The sequence below is a fragment of the Streptomyces sp. NPDC018263 genome (genome assembly GCF_055562575.1).
Genome location: NZ_JBVHFA010000003.1, coordinates 327,539 through 348,167, shown reverse-complemented (window position 1 = coordinate 348,167; position 20,629 = coordinate 327,539). Strand labels below are relative to the sequence as shown.

Genomic DNA, 20,629 nt, shown 5'->3' with positions numbered 1-20,629 from the left:
CGTCCGGCTGATCCCCGCCGCCCGGTCCCCGCCGGGCGGCGCCCGCCCCCGAGTGCCCACCAGCCATACTCGAAGGGTGACCGACAACGCCCCGGCCGGCCCTCCGCCGGCCGCATCCCCCGAGTCCAGCCGGTCCAGCGGGTCCGGCCCGGCCACCGGCACGCCCTACGACGCCCCGTACGACGCCGTCGTGCTGGCCGGTGGCGGGGCGCGGCGGCTCGGCGGGGCCGACAAGCCCGGTGTCCAGGTCGGCGGCCGGGCGCTGCTGGACCGGGTGCTGGCCGCCTGCGCCGACGCGGCCACCACCGTCGTGGTGGCCGACCCCCGCGCCACCACCAGGCCGGTGCGCTGGGCCCGGGAGGAGCCGGCCGGTGGCGGACCCGTCGCCGCGCTCGACGCGGGGCTGCGGCTCACCACCGCCGAGCACGCGGTGGTGCTCTCCGCCGACCTGCCGTTCCTCGGCGCGGACACCGTGCACCGGCTGCTGGCCGAACTGCGGGACGGCGACGCCGACGGGGCGATGCTCACCGACGACGACGGCCGAGACCAGCCGCTGGTGGCCGCGTACCGCACCGCCTCCCTGCGCGCCGCCCTCGCGGACCTGGCCGCAGAGCACGGCGAGCACGGCGGGCTGACCGGGCTGCCGCTGCGCCGCCTGACCGGCGCCCTGCGCCTGACCCGGCTCACCGACCCCCTCGCCTCCTTCGACTGCGACACCTGGGAAGACATCGCCCACGCCAGGGCACGGATCAGGGAGCATGGGCACGTGCTGAACGAATGGATCACCGCAGTCAAGAACGAGCTGGGCATCGAGCTCGACGTCGACACCCGCGTCCTGCTGGACGCCGCACGCGATGTCGCGCACGGTGTGGCCCGGCCCGCCGCCCCGCTCACCACCTTCCTCATCGGCTACGCCGCCGCCCAGGGCAAGGGCGACGCCGAGTCCGTCGCCGAGGCGTCCGCCAAGGTCGCCGAGCTGGCCGTCCGCTGGGAAGCCGAGCACAACGGGGGCGGGGACGCCCCGGACGCCGGATGACCCCCTCCGGCACCCATGCGGGCCCCCACGCCGGGCGCGGTGACGCCTTGGACGCCGACGACTTCGACGTGGAGGAAGCCCTGGCCCTCGTCCGCGCGCCCGGAAGCGACCGGACCGACCGGCTCGACCGAACCGCCCGGCCCCACCCGACCGAGCGGACGGGCCACGCGCCCGCCCGCCCGGCCGGGCCCGAGCACCCCCACGCCCATGCCACCCCCTGGCCCGAGGCCCGCGAGATCGCCGGCCGAGCCGCCCGAGCCGTCCGCGACGCCACGCGGCGCCCCCATGCCTCCGTCGCCCTCGGCGACGCCCTCGGCCTGGTCCTCGCCGCCCCCCTGGATGCGCTCAGCGACCTCCCCTCCTTCGACACCTCCGCGATGGACGGCTGGGCCGTCGCCGGACCCGGCCCCTGGCAGATCCGCGACGGCGGAGTGCTCGCCGGGCACGCGCCCCCCGAGCCGCTCACCGACGGCGAGGCGGTCCGGATCGCCACCGGCGCCCGCGTCCCCACCGGTGTCACCGCCGTCCTGCGCAGCGAGCACGGCCGCACCGGCCCCCAGGACCGGCTGCACGCCACGAGCGAGCTGAGTCACGGCCAGGACATCCGCCCGCGCGGTCAGGAGTGCCGTCGGGGCGACCAGTTGCTGCCCACCGGCACCCTGGTCACCCCGGCCGTGCTGGGCCTCGCCGCTGCGGCCGGGTACGACACCCTCACCGTCGTACCGCGCCCCCGTGTCGAGGTCCTCGTCCTCGGCGACGAACTCCTCACCGAGGGGCTGCCGCACGACGGGCTGATCCGGGACGCGCTCGGCCCGATGCTCGCGCCCTGGCTGCGCGCGCTGGGCGCCGAGGTCGTCGCCGTCCGCCGGCTCGGCGACGACGCCAAGGCGCTGCGCAAGGCGATCGCCGGCTCCCGCGCCGACCTGATCGTCACCACCGGGGGCACCGCCGCCGGACCCGTGGACCATGTCCACCCCACGCTGGACCGGCTCGGCGCAGAACTCCTCGTCGACGGCGTCGCGGTGCGCCCCGGCCATCCCATGCTGCTGGCCCGTACTCAGGCGGACCAGCACCTCGTCGGGCTGCCCGGCAACCCGCTCGCTGCCGTCGCCGGGCTGCTCACGCTGGCCGAGCCGCTGTTGCGGACGCTGGCCGCCCACCCGGCGCCAGAGCCGTACCGGGTGCCGCTCAGGGAGGCGGTGCAGGGGCACGCGCACGACACCCGGCTGGTCCCCGTGGTACTGCGCGGGGAGCGGGCCGTGCCGCTGCGCTACAGCGGGCCCGCCATGCTGCGCGGGATCGCCACCGCCGACGCGCTGGCCGTCGTCCCGCCGGGCGGGGCGGCGCAGGGTGCCGGACTGGAATTGCTGGACCTGCCGTGGGACACGGCCGGAATCGGGGTGTGTTTCACGTGAAACTTCCGGGCCATGACGCCATAGCCCGTCAGGCCGGCGAACACCTGGTGCCCTCGCGGGTGAAGCTCCCCAGGAAGGCGATGGAACGCCCCATTCGCCAGGTCGCCAAGCGCCTGGTGATGGCGCTGGTGGTGCTGGTGGCCACCGCGTTCGTCGTCTATGCGGACCGCAGCGGCTACCGCGACAACTCCGACGGTCCCGTCGACCTGCTCGACGCGTTCTACTACGCGACGGTCACCCTCTCCACCACCGGATACGGCGACATCACCCCGGTCAGCGACGGTGCCCGGCTCATCAACATCCTCGTCATCACCCCGTTGCGCGTGCTCTTCCTGATCATCCTGGTCGGCACCACGCTGGAGGTCCTCACCGAGCGCACCCGTGAGGAATGGCGTCTCAACCGCTGGAGGTCCACCTTGCGCGACCACACCGTGGTCATCGGCTTCGGTACGAAGGGGCGTTCGGCGATCCAGACCGTCTGCGCGACCGGGCTGAAGAAGGAACAGGTCGTCGTGGTCGACCCCAGTTCCAAGGCGATCGAGGCGGCCACCGCCGAGGGCTACGCGGGCGTCACCGGCGACGCGACTCGCAGCGAGGTGCTGCGGCGCGCGGAGGTGCACAAGGCGCGGCAGATCATCATCGCCCCGCAGCGCGACGACACCGCCGTGCTGGTCGCCCTGACGGCACGCCAGCTCAACCGGGGCGCCAAGATCGTGGCCGCCGTCCGCGAGGAGGAGAACGCCCCGCTGCTCAAGCAGTCCGGCGCCGACGCGGTCATCACCAGCTCCGGAGCGGCGGGCCGGCTGCTCGGTCTCTCCGTGCTCAGCCCCGCCGCCGGCATGGTGATGGAGGACCTGATCCAGCAGGGCAGCGGCCTGGACATCGTGGACCGCCCGGTGGTCCGCTCCGAGGTGGGCCGCAGCCCGCGCGACACGGAGGACCTCGTGGTCAGCGTCGTACGGGGCCACCGCGTCCTCGGCTACGACGACCCGGCTGTGGGGAAGTTGCAGCTCACCGACCGGCTGATCACCATCGTCCGGGCGTCCCCCACCGAGCACGTCGCCCCGCACGCGCGTCCATTGCCGGGCGACTGAGCGGGCCGTCAGGCCCGTGGCGCGGTCGGGGAGTAGCGTCGCGGGCATGCATGCGATCACGATTTCCGAACCCGGCGGGCCCGAGAACCTGACCTGGACCGAGGTGCCCGACCCGGTGCCCGGCGAGGGCGAGGTGCTGGTCGAGGTGGTGGCCAGCGCCGTCAACCGGGCCGACATCATGCAGCGCCAGGGCCACTACGACCCCCCGCCCGGCGCCTCCGCCTACCCCGGTCTGGAGTGTTCCGGCCGGATCGCCGCGCTCGGCCCCGGTGTCTCCGGCTGGTCCGTGGGCGACGAGGTCTGCGCGCTGCTCGCGGGCGGCGGTTACGCGCAGAAGGTCGTCATCCCGGCCGGGCAACTGCTGCCGGTGCCCGAGGGCATCGACCTCAAGCAGGCGGCCGCGCTGCCCGAGGTGGCCTGCACGGTCTGGTCCAACGTCTTCATGCTGGCCCACCTCCGGCCCGGCGAGCTGCTGCTGGTGCACGGCGGTTCCAGCGGCATCGGCACCATGGCGATCCAGTTGGCCAAGGCCATCGGGGCGCGGGTTGCGGTGACCGCCGGGACCAAGGAGAAGCTGGACTTCTGCGCCGAGCTGGGCGCGGACATCCTGATCAACTACCGCGACCAGGACTTCGTCGCCGAGATCGAGCGGGCCACGGACGGCGAAGGCGCCGACGTCATCCTCGACAACATGGGCGCCAAGTACCTGGGCCGGAACGTGGAGACGCTGGCCGTCAACGGCCGCCTGATGATCATCGGGATGCAGGGCGGCACCAAGGGCGAGCTGAACATCGGCCTGCTGCTGGGCAAGCGCGGCGCGGTCAGCGCGACCTCGCTGCGGGCGCGCCCGCTGAGCGAGAAGGCGGCCATCGTGGCGGCGGTGCGCGAGCACGTCTGGCCGCTGATCGCGTCGGGCGTCGTACGTCCTGTCGTCGACCGCGAGGTGCCGATGACGGACGCGGCCGAGGGGCACCGGGTGGTGGAGGGCAGCGGCCACATCGGCAAGGTGCTGCTGGTCGCGCCGTAAGCCCCCCTGACCCGGAGCGCGTCTCTCAGGTGCGGCGGATGCGGAGGCCCAGCCGGGCCAGGGCGATGCCGAGGCCCAGCAGGACCAGGCCGCTGCCCAGGGGGAGGATGCGCGGCGCCCGTGCCGTGGTGCTCTCCCCCTGGCGTACGGCGGCAGGCCGCGAAGGCGGGGCCGAGGTGGCGGTCGGGGTGGGCGCGGCCGGGCTGTCGGCGGTCTCCGGCTCCTCCGGGTAGGCGGCCTCCGGGGTGGCGGCCGTGGCGCTGCCCGCCGGGTCCTGGGCCTGGTCCGCCGGGTCGGGCAGCTCGGGGCGGCCGGGCCGCATCCGTCCCTCCCCGCCCCGGCTCCCGGCCCGCGCGGGCTTGGAGACGGTCGGGGACGGCGAGGCGGTGTCGGCGGCGTTCCGGGCCCGTACGGCGGGGGCGGAGGAGCGGCCGGACGGCGTGGACGAACCCGGCGGGGCGCTCTCCGCGCCGTACGCGGCCGTGGTGCCGCACACGGGTGCGGCGGTCGCTGCCAGGACGAGCAGCACCCGCACCAGGCGGAGCGTGAGTCGCAGCCATGGAGTCACGTCGGTGACCTCCGGAGGAAAAGCCGGGCGTGCCGGGGGAAAGCTGGGTGAAGAGGAAATCCAGCCTCACATCTCCTGGCGCACCGGGCATTTCGGGCTGGGCCGTCGGGGGCGGGACGCCGGATCACCGGCGCGCGGGGGTGCGGCGGTGATGGGGTGGGCGGGTGCGAGAGAATGGCGGCATGGAGATGCCGAGGAACGAACGGTCGCCCGAGAACCCCCAGATCCTCGTCGTGGGCCAGGACGGGATGGCGCTCGGTGGCGACACGGACGAAAGCTCCCGCGAGATCCCGGTGACGGACCAGGTGGAGCAGCCGGCGAAGGTCATGCGGATCGGCAGCATGATCAAGCAGTTGCTGGAGGAGGTGCGCGCCGCTCCTCTGGACGAGGCCAGCCGGGTCCGGCTGAAGGAGATCCACGCCAGCTCGGTCAAGGAGCTGGAGGACGGCCTCGCGCCGGAGCTGGTGGCGGAGCTGGAGCGGCTTTCGCTGCCCTTCACGGACGACGCGACACCGAGCGACGCCGAGCTGCGGATCGCCCAGGCCCAGTTGGTCGGCTGGCTGGAGGGCCTCTTCCACGGCATCCAGACCACGCTGTTCGCCCAGCAGATGGCCGCCCGCGCCCAGTTGGAGCAGATGCGCCGCGCGCTGCCGCCGGGCAGCGTCCCGGAGGGCGCCGAGGAGCAGCACACCGGCGGCCGCTCGGGCGGGCCGTACCTCTAGACACCTCCAGCCTCCGGACACCTCTGGACACGTCATACAAGAAGGGCCCGGCGGAGACAGTCCGCCGGGCCCCTTCTCATGTCACGCCTACTGCGGCGGCTCGCCCGTGGAAACGCTCAGCGAGACCTCGCCCATGGTCTTCGGGTCGACATCCGTGCCCGGCGCGGGGAACTGGTCGAGGACCGTGCCGTCGCCCCAGGTGTTGTCGTCCTCCTTCTTCACCGAGTACCGCCAGCTCGCGGCCTGGAAGCACGCCTTCACGGAGTCGATGTTCTTGTACCGGAAGTCGGGCAGCCGGATCTTCTTCTCGTCGTCGTACGACTCCTGCGGCTCGGTGCACTCGGTGGCGTCGATCGTCCGCGAGGTGTCCGGGCCCCGGTAACCGGAGGCGTGCGACGAGGTGGAGGCGCTGGGGGAGCCACCGCCCCCCGTGGTGTCGTCCTTCTTGTTCATGTTGAGCGCGATCAGCAGGCCCGCGATCAGCACCGCGGCCACCGCGACCGAGCCGATCAGCACCGGCTTGTGGCTCCGGCCGCCGCCCCCGGAGGAGGGCACCGCGGTCGGCGGCTGGGCCCCGTAGGCGGGCGCCGGCTGACCGCCGTACGCGGGCGGGGTCGGGTAGCCGCCCGCTTGCGGGTAGCCGTAGGACGGGGACGGGGTGCCGTACGGGTTCGGGGCCGGCTGGTACGGCTGCTGCACCTGGCCGGGGTGCGGCCCCGGAGCGGTGTGGTCCACCGGCGGGAACACCGCCGAGCCCACGCCCGAGCCGCTCTGCGCCGGACCCGCGCCGGGCACGATGCTCGGCGCCGCCTGCTGGAGCGAGGCCGCCACCCGCAGGCACTCCTCGCGCATCGCCTCGGCGGTGGGGAAGCGTTCGTTGGGGTTCTTCTTCAGCGCGCGGGCCACCAGGGCGTCCACCGCCGGCGGCAGCGCGCTGTTGATCGAGGAGGGCGCGACCGGCTCCTCCTGGACGTGCGCGTACGCGATGGCCAGCGGGGAGTCCGCGTCGAACGGCAGCCGGCCGGTGACGAGCTGGAACAGCATGATGCCGACCGAGTACAGGTCGGAGCGGGCGTCCACGCCGCGGCCGAGGGCCTGTTCGGGGGAGAGGTACTGCGGGGTGCCGACGACCATGCCGGTCTGGGTCATCGAGGTGACCCCGGACTGCATGGCCCGCGCGATGCCGAAGTCCATCACCTTGACCACCCCGCGCTTGGTGGTCATCACGTTGCCCGGCTTGATGTCCCGGTGGACCAGCCCCTTCTCGTGGCTGATCTCCAGCGCGGCCAGCACGTCCGCGGTGATCCTGAGGGCCTTGTCGGCGGGCATCGCGCCGAACTGCCGTACGTCGTCGGCGAGCACGGAGCCGAGCGGGCGGCCCTCCACGTACTCCATGACGATGTAGGGCATGCCGTCCGCTTCGTCCTCGCCGGTGTCGAAGACGGAGACGATGTTGGTGTGCGTGAGCTTGGCCACGGCCTGGGCCTCGCGGCGGAACCGCTCGCGGAACGCCTGCTCCCGGCCCAGCTCGGTGTGCAGGGTCTTGATGGCCACCTGGCGGTCCAGCACCGAGTCGTGGGCCAGGTGCACGGCGGCCATGCCGCCCTCGCCGAGCAGGTCCTGGAGCCGGTAACGGCCACCGGCCAGTGCCCGCCCCGTGTACCGGCCGCCCTGTGCGCCGTCCTGGCTCATCGTTCCGTGTCCCCCACTGGCCCCCGTCGGAGCCGTCATCGACCGGACACGCGCCGCTCGGCACCCGCCTTGATCGAATGTGTCATTCCCGGCCAAGTCTGCCCGAGGGCACGGACACGTCAAGCCCGGTGCCCGTTCCGTGACCGTACGCGAAAGAAGCGTCGCGCAAGCGTTACAGCAGGCGTACGAGCGGTGCACGGAATTTGCACGAGGGCCTGTGCTGCGGGTTTCATGGCCGGTCCGTCCTGGGCCCGTCCCGGTGCCGGATCGGGACCGGCGGCCACCGGCGAGGCTGTAGCGTGGCCGACGGAGTCCGTATCAACACCGCGCGCATCGCGGGCAGAAACGACGGCGAGGACCGATGGCACAGACGCACGGCGCCCAAGGCCCGTCCGACCCCGAGGCGGCGGCCGGCGGCGGCATGGCGGAGGCGCCGGAGAACTGGGGCAACGGCGGGCTCGTCGGCGACGGCCGCTACCGGCTCACCCACCGGCTCGGCCGGGGCGGCATGGCCGAGGTGTTCGCGGCCGAGGACGTCCGGCTGGGCCGTACGGTCGCGGTCAAGCTGCTGCGCGCCGACCTCGCCGAGGACCCCACCTCCAAGGCCCGCTTCACGCGCGAGGCCCAGTCGGTGGCCGGACTCAACCACCACTCGATCGTCGCCGTGTACGACTCCGGCGAGGACCAGGTGAACGGCCAGGCCGTGCCGTACATCGTGATGGAGCTGGTCGAGGGCCGCACCATCCGCGAGCTGCTGGTGGACGCGGACGCGCCGGGCCCCGAGCAGGCCCTGATCATCGTCTCCGGTGTGCTGGACGCGCTCGCCTACTCGCACCAGCACGGCATCGTGCACCGCGACATCAAGCCCGCCAACGTCATCATCACCGACAACGGCGCGGTCAAGGTGATGGACTTCGGCATCGCCCGCGCCCTGCACGGCGCCTCCACGACGATGACCCAGACCGGCATGGTCATGGGCACCCCGCAGTACCTCTCCCCGGAGCAGGCGCTCGGCAAGGCCGTCGACCACCGCTCCGACCTGTACGCCACGGGCTGCCTGCTCTACGAACTCCTCGCGCTGCGGCCTCCCTTCACCGGTGAGACCCCGCTGTCGGTGGTCTACCAGCACGTCCAGGACATGCCGGTGCCGCCCTCGCAGGTCACCGCCGGCTGCCCGCCCGAGCTGGACGGCCTGGTCATGCGCGCCCTCGCCAAGGAGCCGGACGACCGCTTCCAGACGGCCGAGGAGATGCGCGGCCTGATCCAGTACGGCCTGCAGATGCTGTACGACCAGGGCGCCCACACCGGCACCTGGAACACCGGCCCGGTGGACGCCACCGCGGGCGCGCCGACCCCGCCCGGCGGCTACGCGGGCACCACCGTGATGCCTCAGTCCGGCGGTTACGGCGGCGGCACCACGCAGATCCCGCAGCCGATCCTGCCCGGCGGGTACGGGGGCGGCGACGACGGCGGCTTCGAGGGCCACGGCAACAAGGGCAGCGGCAAGGGCAAGCTGTGGGTGCTGGCCGCGCTCGCCGTCGTGGCGGTCGTGGCCGGTGTCGCGCTCGCGCTGAACAAGTCCGGCGGCGACGACACCCCGAACAACAAGCCGTCCCCGAGCGTCTCTCAGACGCACAAGGACGACCAGGCGTCCGAGACGCCGTCCGACGACACCACGAACGAGCCGACGGACGACCCGGCCACGCAGGGCGGCGGCTCGGGCTGGAGCAACGGCGGCTCGAACTACACACCGACCAACCGGCCGACCGACCCCGGCACGACCGAGCCGTCGGACGAGCCGACCGACCAGCAGACCAGCCAGCCGCCGACCGATCCGCAGACCTCGCCGCCCGCCACGGGTGGCGACGCCGCGGGCGGCACCGGCACGGACGCGGGCACGACCGACGGCACGGGCAGCGCGGGCGGCACCGACCAGGGCACCACGGCGGGTGCCGGCGGCGCGGACGCCGGTGCGGCGGCCGGTGCTGACGCGGGCGGCGCCGACGGTACTTGAAGGCCGACATCGCCGGCCCCCGGAACGGGCCCGGACGGGCCTGTCGGCTGACCGCGCCGAGACGGCTCAGCTCGTGAAGGCGTCGCACACCGCGTCGTACTCCCGTGTCCACCACACCGCGAGCGCGGAGGCGGCCGGGAACTGGCGGTCGGCGCGGGTGTCACCGCGCTCGTAGTGCCAGCGCAGCATCCAGAAGTCGTTCAGGCGCTCCCACCACACCCGGTGCACGGCCGCCGCCAGCTCCGAGGGGGTGGCGCGCGCCGCCCGCCGGTACGCCCGCGCGTACGCCCGCGCCTTGGGCAGGTCCAGCATCCCGGCGGGCCGTACGAAGAAGATCGCCGCCGCGCGTACGGCCTCCTCCGCGCGCGGCTGCACCCCGAGGCGGTCCCAGTCGACGATGGCGGCGGGGGTGCCGCCCCGGTAGAGCAGGTTGAACGGGTGGAAGTCGCCGTGCACCCACCCCACCGGGCCGCCGCGCGGCGGACGGCGGCCCGTGTGCTGCTCCAGCAGCGACCGGCGTTCCAGCAGGCGGTGGCGGGCCAGGTCGTCGAAGGCGTCGGCCGGCTTGTGACGGTGGACGTGGCCGAGCAGGTCGTCGATGAGGGCGAAGGTGTCGGCCGGGTCGGCGCTCTCCACCGGGTGCGGGCTCGTGGCGGGACGGGTGCGCCCCTTGGGTGGCATCACGCGCTCCAGGCAGGCGTGCACGGCGCCCAGCAGCGCCCCCAGGCGCGCGCTCTCGGAGCGGGTGAGCTGACCGCCGTGCAGATGCCCGCCGTCGATCCAGGGGTGCAGCGCGTAGGCGTGTCCGCCGACGACCGCGACCGTACGGCCCTCGCGGTGGGTGAGCGGGGGGACGGCCGGGACGCCGACCTCGGCGAGGCGCTGGGTGGCCAGATGGCGGCGCTCGATGGCGTCGGGGTCGGCGGTGTCGGGGTCGAAGTGGTGCTTGAGGAAGTACCGGCCCCGCGTGGTGCGCACCCGGTAGCCGCGGTTGAGCAGCCCTTGGTCGACCGGTTCGCAGGCGAGGGCCGTACCGGCTCCGTACAGGGGTAACAAGGTGCCGAGCGGGGGCGCGTGGGGCACGACGGGTGGTACACGAGGGCGCTGCACGCGCCGATGCTAGGGCACGAAAAGCCCCCGTGAGCTGGGGGTTGTCACAGGCAGTCGTCGGTGGTCGCATTCGGTCACCCGGCGTGCTCCGGTGAACGTCCCGGTGGCTTCGGAAGCGCAATTCGCGAGCGGCGCGAAATAAATCCCCGGCCGCCCCCGGTGACGCGCCGGGACTCTTCCTTTGAGCTGGGTGCGCGGGATAACGTGCCGTTGCTCCGGCCTCCTGCAAGGCTGTGACCAGCGAACTTCCGGGCCTTGTCGATTTACTTGGAAATCCAAGCAAAATCGCAGGTCAGGTGGGGTTTCACAGAAATGTGGAGCACTGGGTAACGTTAAAAGCCGCAGGCGCTCGCCGGGGCACCTGTCACGCCTGTTCCCGGCCGAGCGGCACCCACCCCGTGCCCGGTGGTCGAGAAGAGGTGGCCGCTCCCCCCGGCTCCGACCGAGCAAGGGGGACCCCAGGCTCACCGGCAACCCCGTGGGCCGGAACGACGGAGGAGCACACGTGACCGTGGAGAGCAGTGCCGCGCGCAAGCCGCGACGCAGCGCCGCAGGCAAGGCCGGTACCGCCGGTACCCAGCGCACCCGCAGCACCGCGAAGCAGGGCACCGAGCCGGAGCTGGTGCAGCTTCTGACGCCGGAGGGCAAGCGGGTCAAGAACGCCGAGTTCGACGCCTACGTCGCCGGCATCACCCCCGACGAGCTGCGCGGTCTGTACCGCGACATGGTGCTCACCCGCCGCTTCGACGCGGAGGCGACCGCGCTCCAGCGCCAGGGCGAGCTGGGCCTGTGGGCCTCGCTCCTCGGCCAGGAGGCCGCCCAGATCGGCTCCGGCCGCGCCACCCGCGAGGACGACTACGTCTTCCCGACCTACCGCGAGCACGGCGTCGCTTGGTGCCGCGGGGTCGACCCGACCAACCTGCTCGGCATGTTCCGGGGTGTGAACAACGGCGGCTGGGACCCCAACGGCAACAACTTCCACCTGTACACGATCGTCATCGGCTCGCAGACCCTGCACGCCACCGGCTACGCGATGGGCGTGGCCAAGGACGGCGCGGACTCGGCCGTGATCGCCTACTTCGGCGACGGCGCGTCCAGCCAGGGCGACGTGGCGGAGTCGTTCACCTTCTCCGCGGTCTACAACGCCCCGGTCGTGTTCTTCTGCCAGAACAACCAGTGGGCGATCTCCGAGCCCACCGAGAAGCAGACCCGCGTCCCGCTCTACCAGCGCGCCCAGGGCTACGGCTTCCCCGGCGTCCGGGTCGACGGCAACGACGTGCTGGCCTGCCTCGCCGTGACCCGCTGGGCGCTGGAGCGCGCCCGCAACGGCGAGGGCCCGACCCTGGTCGAGGCGTTCACCTACCGGATGGGCGCCCACACCACCTCCGACGACCCCACGCGCTACCGCCACGACGACGAGCGCGTCGCCTGGGAGGCGAAGGACCCGATCCTGCGCCTGCGCGCCTATCTGGAGTCCGCGAACCACGCGGACGAGGGATTCTTCGCGGAACTGGAGACCGAGTCCGAGGCGTTGGGCAAGCGGGTGCGGGAGGCGGTCCGCGCCATGCCGGACCCGGACCGCTTCGCCATCTTCGAGAACGTGTACGCGGACGGGCACGCGCTCGTCGACGAGGAGCGCGCCCAGTTCGCCGCCTACCAGGCGTCGTTCGCGGACGTGGAAGGGGGCAACTGACATGGCCGAGAAGATGGCTCTGGCCAAGGCGATCAACGAATCGCTGCGGCGCGCGCTGGAGACCGACCCCAAGGTCCTGGTCATGGGTGAGGACGTCGGCAAGCTCGGCGGTGTCTTCCGGGTGACCGACGGCCTCCAGAAGGACTTCGGCGAGGAGCGGGTCATCGACACCCCGCTCGCCGAGTCCGGCATCGTCGGCACCGCGATCGGTCTCGCCCTGCGCGGCTACCGCCCGGTGGTCGAGATCCAGTTCGACGGCTTCGTCTTCCCGGCGTACGACCAGATCGTCACCCAGCTCGCGAAGATGCACGCCCGCTCGCTGGGCAAGGTCAAGATGCCGGTCGTCATCCGCATCCCCTACGGCGGCGGCATCGGCGCGGTCGAGCACCACTCCGAGTCCCCCGAGGCGCTGTTCGCGCACGTGGCCGGCCTGAAGGTGGTCAGCCCGTCCAACTCCTCGGACGCCTACTGGATGATGCAGCAGGCCATCCAGAGCGACGACCCGGTGATCTACTTCGAGCCCAAGCGGCGCTACTGGGACAAGGGCGAGGTCGACTTCGAGGCGATCCCGGCCCCGCTGCACAAGGCCCGCGTGGTCCGCGAGGGCACCGACCTGACGCTGGCCGCCTACGGCCCGATGGTCAAGCTCTGCCAGGAGGTCGCCGCGGCGGCCGCCGAGGAGGGCAAGTCCCTGGAGGTGCTCGACCTCCGCTCGGTCTCCCCGCTGGACTTCGACACCATCCAGACCTCGGTCGAGAAGACCCGCCGTCTGGTGGTCGTCCACGAGGCGCCGGTGTTCCTCGGCTCCGGCGCGGAGATCGCCGCGCGGATCACCGAGCGGTGCTTCTACCACCTGGAGGCTCCGGTGCTCCGGGTCGGCGGCTACCACGCCCCGTACCCGCCGGCGCGCCTGGAGGACGAGTATCTGCCGGGCCTGGACCGGGTGCTCGACGCCGTCGACCGCGCCCTTACGTACTGAGGAAGGTTTCGTGACGACGATGACGGAAGCTTCCGTGCGCGAGTTCAAGATGCCGGACGTGGGCGAGGGGCTCACCGAGGCCGAGATCCTCAAGTGGTACGTGCAGGTCGGGGACACGGTCACCGACGGCCAGGTGGTGTGCGAGGTCGAGACCGCCAAGGCGGCCGTCGAACTCCCCATCCCCTACGACGGGGTGGTGCGCGAGCTGCGCTTCGCCGAGGGCACGACGGTCGACGTGGGTACGGCGATCATCGCGGTGGACGTGTCGGGCGGGGCCGCTCCCGAGCCCGCGCCGGCCGCTGCCCCGGCCGAGCCCGCTCCCGCCGCCGAGGAGGCCGAGCCGCAGGGGCGTACGCCGGTGCTGGTGGGGTACGGCGTGGCCGCCTCCTCCACCAAGCGGCGTCCGCGCAAGGGGCCCGAGATTCCGGTGGCCGCCGCGCAGGCGGTGCAGGCCGAGCTGAACGGGCACGGCGCCGCCGCTCCCGCTCCGGTGAAGGAGCGCCCGCTGGCCAAGCCGCCGGTGCGCAAGCTGGCCAAGGACCTGGGCGTCGACCTGGCGCTGGTCACCCCGTCCGGGCCGGACGGCATCATCACCCGCGAGGACGTGCACGCGGCGGTGGCCCCGGCGCAGCCCGTGGTGGAAGAGGCCCCGGCCCCGGTCGCCGCGCCCGCGCCCGCCGTGGCGGTGTACGACTCCGCGCGGGAGACGCGTATCCCGGTCAAGGGGGTCCGCAAGGCGACCGCGCAGGCGATGATCGGCTCGGCGTTCACGGCGCCGCATGTCACGGAGTTCGTGACGGTGGACGTGACGCGGACGATGAAGCTGGTCGAGGAGCTGAAGCAGGACAAGGAGTTCCAGGGGCTGCGGGTGAACCCGCTGCTGCTGATCGCCAAGGCCCTGCTGGTCGCGATCAAGCGCAACCCCGAGGTCAACGCGTCCTGGGACGAGGCCGCCCAGGAGATCGTGCTCAAGCACTACGTCAACCTGGGCATCGCGGCGGCGACTCCGCGCGGGCTGATCGTGCCGAACATCAAGGACGCGCAGGACAAGACGCTCCCGCAGTTGTCCGCGGCGCTGGGCGAGCTGGTGAGCACGGCCCGCGAGGGCAAGACGTCCCCGGCGGCGATGCAGGGCGGCACGGTGACCATCACCAACGTCGGCGTCTTCGGCGTCGACACCGGTACGCCGATCCTCAACCCGGGCGAGTCCGCGATCCTCGCCGTCGGCGCGATCAAGCTCCAGCCCTGGGTCCACAAGGGCAAGGTCAAGCCCCGCCAGGTGACCACCCTCGCCCTCAGCTTCGACCACCGCCTGGTCGACGGCGAACTCGGCTCCAAGGTCCTGGCAGATGTCGCAGCAATTCTGGAACAGCCGAAGCGACTGATCTCCTGGGCGTAACAGGCCCTTTTCACCTGCGGAAATGCTGAGACCGTAAGCCCTGCTTACGGTCTCAGCCTCCAGAGAATTCTGAGACTCGATTGTCAGCCTCCAGGCGCTGATCCCGTTATAGGGAAAGGCGAGTTGGCGCATCGCAAAGGCCCGCTGCCGCGGCGTGAACCGTGGGAGCGGGCCCTGGGGTGGTGCGGGCTTACTTGGTGAAGCCGTAGTTCAGGATCTTCGTCGCGTCCGTGCCGCGCTGGCTGACGGAGGACGACGCGAGGACCGTGCCGATGACCGTCTTGCCGTTGCGGGTGGCGGCGAAGACGAGGCAGTACTTGGCCTCGGGGCCGGAGCCGGTCTTGACGCCGATGGTGCCGCTGTAGCTGCTCAGCAGGGTGTTGGTGTTGGTCCACGCCTTCATCGTGCGCGTGCTGCCGGTCTTGGTGACCGTCTTCGCCGTGTACGACTTGGTCTTGACGATCGCGCGGAAGTTGGCGTTCTTCATCGCGCTGCTGGCGATCTTCGTCAGGTCGCGCGGGGTCGAGTAGTTCGAGCCCTTGCCGATGCCGTCGAAGGAATCGAAGTGCGTGTTCTTCAGGTTGAGGGCCTTCGCGGCGGCGTTCATCTTGCCGAGGAAGGAGTTCACGCGCGCGGTGTGCGTGCTGCCCGAGCCGTACTTGTCCGCGAGGACGTACGCGGCGTCGCAGCCGGACGGCAGCATCAGCCCGTACAGGAGCTGGCGGACGGTGACCTTGTCGCCGACGATCAGACCGGCCGAGGACGCGTTGTTGGCGACGATGTAGTCGCTGGCGCCCTTGGGGATCGTGACCTTGGCGTCCAGGTTCAGGTTCGGCTGCGCCAGCACGACCTTCGCGGTCATGATCTTGGTGGTCGAACCCGTGGAACGCCGGGTGTCGGCGTTCTTGGTGTACAGCGAGGTGCCGGTGGAGTTGTTCATCGCGTAGCCGCCCGCGGCCACGATCGACGGTGCGGAAGCGGCCTGCGCGGGCGCTGCGGTGAGGGCACTGGTGGTGAGCAGCGCGCCGGACGCGACGGCGACGGCGGCGGCCCTGCGGAGGGAGGAGCCCTTGATGCCGGTAATCAAAGCGAAATACCTCGATTGTCTGAAATGCCCTGGAATGCGGCCTAGTTGAGGTGCCCAAAAAGCAGGGCCGCACCTGTGTGACAAGTGAACGGCCCCCATGGTTGCACTCCGGCCGGAGGGAAATTTCCGGCGCTCCGCTGACGCTCCCTCACTCAGGGTCCGCATGCTGGACCGCGCTGTCCCGCCCCCGCCTGTTGTATCTATCCTGTGGACATGCAAACGGCCACCAGGCAGCCACCCGCCGCCGACCGCGTCTACACCCACGTCAAGCAGGGCGTCCTCGACCGCCGGTACGAGGGCGGAACCCTGCTCACCGAGGGCGAGCTGGCCGAGGCGGTGGGCGTGTCCCGGACCCCCGTCCGCGAGGCGCTGCTGCGGCTGGAGGCCGAGGGGCTGATCCGGCTGTACCCCAAGAAGGGCGCGCTGGTGCTGCCGGTCTCCGCGCAGGAGATCGCGGACGTGGTGGAGACCCGGCTGCTGGTCGAGGAGCACGCCGCCCGCAAGGCGGTCCCCGCGCCGCCGGCCCTGCTGGACCGGCTCGCCGAGCTGCTCCAGCGGCAGCGGGAGCAGGCCGCGGCGGGCGACTTCGCCGGCGCGGCCGTCACCGACCGGTGCTTCCACGCGGAGATCGTGCGCAGCGGCGGCAACGAGATCCTGTCCCGCCTCTACGACCAGCTCCGCGACCGCCAGCTCCGGATGGGCGTCGCCGTGATGCACTCGCACCCCGACCGGATCGCCAAGACCCTCACTGAGCACGCCGAGATCCTGGACGCGCTGCGCGCCGGGGACGCGGAGGCGGCGGTCGGGCTGGTGCACCGGCACGTCGGCTGGTTCTCCGGGCTGGCGCGCGGGGAGGTCCGATGAGCCGGGCCACGACCACCCTGCCGGGTGACCCTCCGGGCGGCCGTCGCGCCGTCGCCGTGTGGTCCACAGGCGTCGCGGTCTACTTCGTCGCCGTCATCTTCCGCACCTCGCTCGGCGTGGCCGGCCTGGACGCGGCGGACCGCTTCCATGTGAACGCCTCCGCGCTGTCGACGTTCTCGATCCTCCAGTTGCTCGTGTACGCGGGCATGCAGATACCCGTCGGCCTGCTGGTCGACCGGCTCGGCACCAAGAAGGTGCTGTGCCTGGGCGCGGTGCTGTTCACGGCCGGACAGCTCGGCTTCGCGTTCTCCCCGTCGTACGGCACCGCCCTCGCCTCCCGCGCGCTGCTGGGCTGCGGGGACGCGATGACGTTCATCAGCGTGCTGCGGCTGGGCACCCGCTGGTTCCCGGCCCGGCGCGGGCCCTTCGTCGCGCAGCTCGCCGGGCTGGTCGGCATGGCGGGCAACCTCGTCTCCACCCTGGTGCTGGCCCGGCTGCTGCACGGGCTCGGCTGGACCCCGGCGTTCGCGGGCAGCGCGCTCGCCGGTGTGGTCGTCCTGGTGCTGACGCTGCTGTTCCTCAAGGACCACCCCGAGGGCCACGAGCCGGAGCCCTTCCCGCACCAGGGCGCCGCGTATGTGCGCCGGCAGATCGCGGAGGCGTGGCGGGAGCCCGGCACCCGGCTGGGGATGTGGGTGCACTTCACCACCCAGTTCCCGGCGATGGTCTTCCTGCTGCTGTGGGGGCTGCCGTTCCTGGTGCAGGCGCAGGGGCTCAGCCGGGCCGGCGCGGGTGAGCTGCTCACCCTGGTCGTGCTCTCCAACATGGTGATCGGGCTGGTCTACGGCCAGGTCGTCGCCCGGCACCACGCGGCCCGGCTCCCGCTGGCCCTCGGTACGGTCGCCGCGACGGCGGTCACATGGGCGCTGACCCTCGCCTGGCCGGGCGCACACGCGCCGATGCCGTTGCTGCTGGTGCTGTGCGTGGTGCTCGGCGCCTGCGGCCCCGCCTCCATGCTCGGCTTCGACTTCGCCCGCCCCGCCAACCCGCCCGAGCGCCAGGGCACCGCCTCCGGCATCACCAACATGGGCGGCTTCATCGCCTCCATGACCACCCTCTTCGCCATCGGCGTCCTCCTGGACGCCACGGGCGACGACTACTCCGTCGCCTTCTGCGCCGTCTTCGTCCTCCAGGCCCTCGGCCTCACCCAGATCCTCCGGCTCCGCGGCCGGGCGGCCCGCCGCGAACGGGAACGGCTGGTGGCGAGCAGGGTGGAGACGGTGCACGTACCGGCCGTGTAGCCCGTGGTCAGCGGCCAACCGGCACCAGCGTCAGGTACGCCATCCCCAGGACCCCCCGGTAGCTCATCCACTGTGACCGGTGGCGGTCCAGGCGTTCGCGGACCTCGACCGCGTCCGGGTTGGCGGCGAGCCAGACCTCCTGGTCGGCCTGGTAGGCCGATTCGAAGTGGTCCCACTCGGAGAGAGTCGCCGTTTCCGTCCACTCGGGGCGGAAGCCGGCTTCGACGGTGAGGTCCAGGAGCGCGGGAAGGGAGAGGTGGTCCTCCGCACGGGCGCCCGGCCACATGCCTGCCAGCTCGGCGGACGTGGGCGTCCGTTCCCAGAAGCCTTCGCCGACGAGGACCCGGCCGCCTTCGGAGACGAGGCCGCGCAGCGCGTGCAGAGCCTCCGCCGTCGGGGGCTCGGCCTCGCTCAGGGCCTGGGTGGCGCCCAGGCAGAGGACCAGGTCGGCGGGGCCGTGCCCGGTGCCCCGCGCGGACTCCGCCAGGAAGGCCACCCGCTCCGCCAGCCCCCGCCCCTCCGCCGCCCGGCGGCCCCGAGCGAGGTCCGTCTCGTCCAGGTCGATGCCCGTGCCCCGCGCCTCGGGGACCGCCTCCAGTATCCGGAGCAGCAGCTCGCCCCAGCCGCAGCCGATGTCGAGGACGGTGCGGGGCCGGTTGGCGGCCAGGCGGGCGACGATCGCGTCGGCGCGCGCGGAGGAGAGGGGGCCGTGGAAGGTGAGGCGGGTGTGGGTGGTCATAGCGGGGACGGTAACGGCCGGCCCCCGCACCGGCACCTGAATAACAGGGTCAGGGCGTGACCGCGAAGTTGCGCAGGATCGCCGCCGTCAGGTCCGGGTCGCCCTCCGTCTTGACGCGGTCGCCCGCCGCCTCCGCGCTGATCCGCCCGCAGGCCAGCCGGAAGTACGTCTCCCAGTCGAGGCTGAAGCTCGCGGCGGGCCCGAGCGCGGGTGCCGTCTCCAGCGTGCCCCGGCCCTGGATGTCGACGCGGATCGTGCGCAGGAACTCCACCGGCCCGTGCACGTCGAAGACGATCGCCGAACTGCGCGGCGCCTGGGCCTCCTTGGCGACCACCTTGGGCAGCCCGGCCAGCAGCAGGTCACGGGTGACCAGCGCGCCGGGCGAGTCGAGGTTGCCGGGACGCCCGAGGGCGGTGCGCAGATCCTGCTCGTGCACCCAGACGTCGAACGCCCGCATCCGCATGGCGAGTTCGAGGGTGATCTCCTTGCCCATCGGCCCCCGGACGATCGTGTCGGGCTGCCGGGACTCGTTGCGGATCTGCCGGTTGCGCCGGATGACCGTGTACTCCAGCTCCGACGTCATCTCCGGCGCCGTGTGATGGCGGCGCACGTCGACCTGCATCTCCATGTACCGCTGCGCCTCGTTGGTGACGTGGTAGAGGTCGCGGGGCAGCGTGTGGATCGGCCGGGGGTCGCCGAGCATCTCGCAGTCCAGCCCGATGACATGGGAGACCACGTCCCGCACCGACCAGCCGGGGCACGGCGTACGCCGGTTCCACTCGGCCTCGGCCAGCGGGTTCACCAGCTCGGATATCGCGTCGATCGAGTGGTTCCAGGCGTCGGCGTAGGGCTGGAGGGTGGGATGCAGACTCACGGAACAGGACCCCTCGGCGGTCGTTACACGGGCAGAATCGGCGGCTGCACTGGGCGGGCGTCTGGAAACTCCCCCACGCTCTCGGCTTGCGCGAGGTGGGGGGACCCCCAAGTTACGCTGCTCCGATACCCCCCGGCAGTGCTTTCGTGTGACGATCGTAGGCCCGTGGGAACGACTCGAATGCCAGGACGGTGGTAGTGTGCGCGCCTCGCTGATCCAGATCCGTGTGGACGAGGGCGAATCCGTGGCCGGACGCCGCCTGCGCGCGGCGGACCTCGTACGCGCCGAGGCGGGCGCCGACCTCGTGGTGCTGCCCGAGCTGTGGACCACCGGAGCCTTCGCCTACGACACGTTCGCCACCGAGGCCGAGCCGCTTAAGGGCCCCACCCACGAGGCGATGGCCCGGGCCGCCAAGGACGCGGGCGTCTGGCTGCACGCCGGGTCGATCCCGGAGCGGGACCCCGACGGCACCCTCTACAACACCGCGCTCGTCTTCTCCCCCTCGGGTGAACTCGCCGCCTCCTACCGGAAGATCCACCGCTTCGGCTTCGACCAGGGCGAGGCCGTGCTGATGGGCGCCGGGCGCGAACCCGTCACCGTCCCGCTGCCGGAGACCACCGTCGGCCTCGCCACCTGCTACGACCTCCGCTTCCCGGAACTCTTCCGGACCCTCACCGACGCGGGCGCCGAGACCCTGGTCGTCTCCGCGGGCTGGCCCGAGCGCCGCCGCGCCCACTGGACGCTGCTGGCCCAGGCACGGGCGGTGGAGAACCAGGCGTACGTCCTCGCCTGCGGAACGGCCGGTACGCATGCCGGAGTTCCCCAGGCGGGTCACTCGATCGTGGTGGACCCGTGGGGCGAGGTGCTGGCGGAGGCGGGCCCGGACGAGGAGGTGCTCCGGGTGGAGTTCGACCCGGCGAAGGTCCCGGCCACCCGTGAGCAGTTCCCCGCGCTGAAGGACCGTGTCCTGGGCCTGGAACCGCCCCGCCGCTGAGCCTCAGCCGAAGAACCCCGG

Annotated in this window: 18 protein-coding genes; 12 read left to right on the top strand and 6 right to left on the bottom strand. The window is 72.5% G+C overall.

Features of this window, described 5'->3' with window-relative positions:
• The first annotated feature begins 76 nt into the window (after positions 1 to 76).
• Genes ACZ3HQ_RS10725 through ACZ3HQ_RS10710 form a run of 4 tightly spaced genes read left to right on the top strand, consistent with a single transcriptional unit; the run spans position 77 to position 4,572 of the window.
• Positions 77 to 1,036, top strand: coding sequence for an NTP transferase domain-containing protein (locus tag ACZ3HQ_RS10725; protein WP_467509441.1), 960 nt, complete (start codon positions 77 to 79; stop codon positions 1,034 to 1,036).
• Positions 1,033 to 2,451 (top strand): molybdopterin molybdotransferase MoeA, encoded by a 1,419-nt coding sequence (locus ACZ3HQ_RS10720; RefSeq protein WP_467509439.1) that lies wholly within the window; start codon positions 1,033 to 1,035, stop codon positions 2,449 to 2,451. The genes ACZ3HQ_RS10725 and ACZ3HQ_RS10720 overlap by 4 nt, the downstream gene beginning before the upstream one ends.
• Positions 2,448 to 3,545, top strand: coding sequence for a potassium channel family protein (locus tag ACZ3HQ_RS10715; protein ID WP_467509437.1), 1,098 nt, complete (start codon positions 2,448 to 2,450; stop codon positions 3,543 to 3,545). Before ACZ3HQ_RS10720 ends, ACZ3HQ_RS10715 begins: the two co-directional genes overlap by 4 nt.
• A gap of 46 nt (positions 3,546 to 3,591) precedes the next feature.
• Positions 3,592 to 4,572 (top strand): NAD(P)H-quinone oxidoreductase, encoded by a 981-nt coding sequence (locus ACZ3HQ_RS10710; RefSeq protein WP_467509435.1) that lies wholly within the window; start codon positions 3,592 to 3,594, stop codon positions 4,570 to 4,572.
• Positions 4,573 to 4,597: 25 nt separating this feature from the next.
• Here ACZ3HQ_RS10710 and ACZ3HQ_RS10705 read toward each other — a convergent pair whose 3' ends face one another.
• Positions 4,598 to 5,140, bottom strand: coding sequence for a hypothetical protein (locus ACZ3HQ_RS10705; protein ID WP_467509433.1), 543 nt, complete (start codon positions 5,138 to 5,140; stop codon positions 4,598 to 4,600).
• A gap of 182 nt (positions 5,141 to 5,322) precedes the next feature.
• On the opposite strand from ACZ3HQ_RS10705, the gene ACZ3HQ_RS10700 reads away from it, so the two are divergent.
• Complete coding sequence (locus tag ACZ3HQ_RS10700; protein ID WP_467509431.1) at positions 5,323 to 5,862, top strand: bacterial proteasome activator family protein; 540 nt, start codon at positions 5,323 to 5,325, stop codon at positions 5,860 to 5,862.
• Positions 5,863 to 5,949: 87 nt separating this feature from the next.
• Here ACZ3HQ_RS10700 and ACZ3HQ_RS10695 read toward each other — a convergent pair whose 3' ends face one another.
• Positions 5,950 to 7,554 carry a protein kinase domain-containing protein gene (locus ACZ3HQ_RS10695; protein WP_467509429.1) on the bottom strand — a complete coding sequence of 535 codons (1,605 nt, stop codon included), beginning with the start codon at positions 7,552 to 7,554 and terminating at the stop codon, positions 5,950 to 5,952.
• A 361-nt stretch (positions 7,555 to 7,915) separates the two neighbouring features.
• Here ACZ3HQ_RS10695 and ACZ3HQ_RS10690 point away from each other — a divergent pair, with 361 nt between their 5' ends.
• Complete coding sequence (locus tag ACZ3HQ_RS10690) at positions 7,916 to 9,568, top strand: protein kinase domain-containing protein (protein WP_467509427.1); 1,653 nt, start codon at positions 7,916 to 7,918, stop codon at positions 9,566 to 9,568.
• A 66-nt stretch (positions 9,569 to 9,634) separates the two neighbouring features.
• On the opposite strand, the gene ACZ3HQ_RS10685 is transcribed toward ACZ3HQ_RS10690, so the two are convergent.
• Positions 9,635 to 10,651 (bottom strand): phosphotransferase, encoded by a 1,017-nt coding sequence (locus ACZ3HQ_RS10685; protein WP_467510005.1) that lies wholly within the window; start codon positions 10,649 to 10,651, stop codon positions 9,635 to 9,637.
• Positions 10,652 to 11,183: 532 nt separating this feature from the next.
• Here ACZ3HQ_RS10685 and pdhA point away from each other — a divergent pair.
• Genes pdhA through ACZ3HQ_RS10670 form a run of 3 tightly spaced genes read left to right on the top strand, consistent with a single transcriptional unit; the run spans position 11,184 to position 14,749 of the window.
• On the top strand, positions 11,184 to 12,371 hold the full coding sequence (gene pdhA / locus ACZ3HQ_RS10680) for a pyruvate dehydrogenase (acetyl-transferring) E1 component subunit alpha (RefSeq protein WP_467509425.1): 1,188 nt from the start codon (positions 11,184 to 11,186) through the stop codon (positions 12,369 to 12,371).
• A gap of 1 nt (position 12,372) precedes the next feature.
• Positions 12,373 to 13,350: an alpha-ketoacid dehydrogenase subunit beta gene (locus ACZ3HQ_RS10675; protein WP_467509423.1), complete on the top strand. Its 978-nt coding sequence runs from the start codon at positions 12,373 to 12,375 to the stop codon at positions 13,348 to 13,350.
• A 10-nt stretch (positions 13,351 to 13,360) separates the two neighbouring features.
• The gene (locus ACZ3HQ_RS10670) at positions 13,361 to 14,749 is read left to right on the top strand and encodes a dihydrolipoamide acetyltransferase family protein (RefSeq protein ID WP_467509421.1); all 1,389 of its coding nucleotides are present in this window, start codon (positions 13,361 to 13,363) and stop codon (positions 14,747 to 14,749) included.
• A 190-nt stretch (positions 14,750 to 14,939) separates the two neighbouring features.
• On the opposite strand, the gene ACZ3HQ_RS10665 is transcribed toward ACZ3HQ_RS10670, so the two are convergent.
• Positions 14,940 to 15,836 (bottom strand): D-alanyl-D-alanine carboxypeptidase family protein, encoded by an 897-nt coding sequence (locus ACZ3HQ_RS10665; RefSeq protein WP_467509419.1) that lies wholly within the window; start codon positions 15,834 to 15,836, stop codon positions 14,940 to 14,942.
• Between the two features lie 213 nt (positions 15,837 to 16,049).
• Between ACZ3HQ_RS10665 and ACZ3HQ_RS10660 the strand changes: the two genes are divergently transcribed.
• Positions 16,050 to 16,700, top strand: a complete 651-nt coding sequence (locus ACZ3HQ_RS10660) for a GntR family transcriptional regulator (RefSeq protein WP_161190200.1) — start codon at positions 16,050 to 16,052, stop codon at positions 16,698 to 16,700.
• Complete coding sequence (locus ACZ3HQ_RS10655; protein ID WP_467509416.1) at positions 16,697 to 18,001, top strand: MFS transporter; 1,305 nt, start codon at positions 16,697 to 16,699, stop codon at positions 17,999 to 18,001. The genes ACZ3HQ_RS10660 and ACZ3HQ_RS10655 overlap by 4 nt, the downstream gene beginning before the upstream one ends.
• A gap of 7 nt (positions 18,002 to 18,008) precedes the next feature.
• On the opposite strand, the gene ACZ3HQ_RS10650 is transcribed toward ACZ3HQ_RS10655, so the two are convergent.
• Positions 18,009 to 18,740 (bottom strand): SAM-dependent methyltransferase, encoded by a 732-nt coding sequence (locus ACZ3HQ_RS10650; protein ID WP_467509414.1) that lies wholly within the window; start codon positions 18,738 to 18,740, stop codon positions 18,009 to 18,011.
• Positions 18,741 to 18,789: 49 nt separating this feature from the next.
• Complete coding sequence (locus ACZ3HQ_RS10645; protein WP_467509412.1) at positions 18,790 to 19,614, bottom strand: maleylpyruvate isomerase family mycothiol-dependent enzyme; 825 nt, start codon at positions 19,612 to 19,614, stop codon at positions 18,790 to 18,792.
• Positions 19,615 to 19,813: 199 nt separating this feature from the next.
• Between ACZ3HQ_RS10645 and ACZ3HQ_RS10640 the strand changes: the two genes are divergently transcribed.
• Positions 19,814 to 20,608 (top strand): carbon-nitrogen family hydrolase, encoded by a 795-nt coding sequence (locus ACZ3HQ_RS10640; RefSeq protein WP_467509410.1) that lies wholly within the window; start codon positions 19,814 to 19,816, stop codon positions 20,606 to 20,608.
• Positions 20,609 to 20,629 lie beyond the last annotated feature (21 nt).

Bases quoted from the DNA above. Each gene is read 5' to 3' on its own strand.
- ACZ3HQ_RS10720 (WP_467509439.1), top strand. From the start codon at position 1,033: ATGACCCCCTCCGGCACCCATGCGGGCCCCCACGCCGGGCGCGGTGAC.
- ACZ3HQ_RS10710 (WP_467509435.1), top strand. From the start codon at position 3,592: ATGCATGCGATCACGATTTCCGAACCCGGCGGGCCCGAGAACCTGACC.
- ACZ3HQ_RS10700 (WP_467509431.1), top strand. From the start codon at position 5,323: ATGGAGATGCCGAGGAACGAACGGTCGCCCGAGAACCCCCAGATCCTC.
- ACZ3HQ_RS10695 (WP_467509429.1), bottom strand. From the start codon at position 7,554: ATGAGCCAGGACGGCGCACAGGGCGGCCGGTACACGGGGCGGGCACTG.
- ACZ3HQ_RS10690 (WP_467509427.1), top strand. From the start codon at position 7,916: ATGGCACAGACGCACGGCGCCCAAGGCCCGTCCGACCCCGAGGCGGCG.
- ACZ3HQ_RS10675 (WP_467509423.1), top strand. From the start codon at position 12,373: ATGGCCGAGAAGATGGCTCTGGCCAAGGCGATCAACGAATCGCTGCGG.
- ACZ3HQ_RS10660 (WP_161190200.1), top strand. From the start codon at position 16,050: ATGCAAACGGCCACCAGGCAGCCACCCGCCGCCGACCGCGTCTACACC.
- ACZ3HQ_RS10655 (WP_467509416.1), top strand. From the start codon at position 16,697: ATGAGCCGGGCCACGACCACCCTGCCGGGTGACCCTCCGGGCGGCCGT.
- ACZ3HQ_RS10650 (WP_467509414.1), bottom strand. From the start codon at position 18,740: ATGACCACCCACACCCGCCTCACCTTCCACGGCCCCCTCTCCTCCGCG.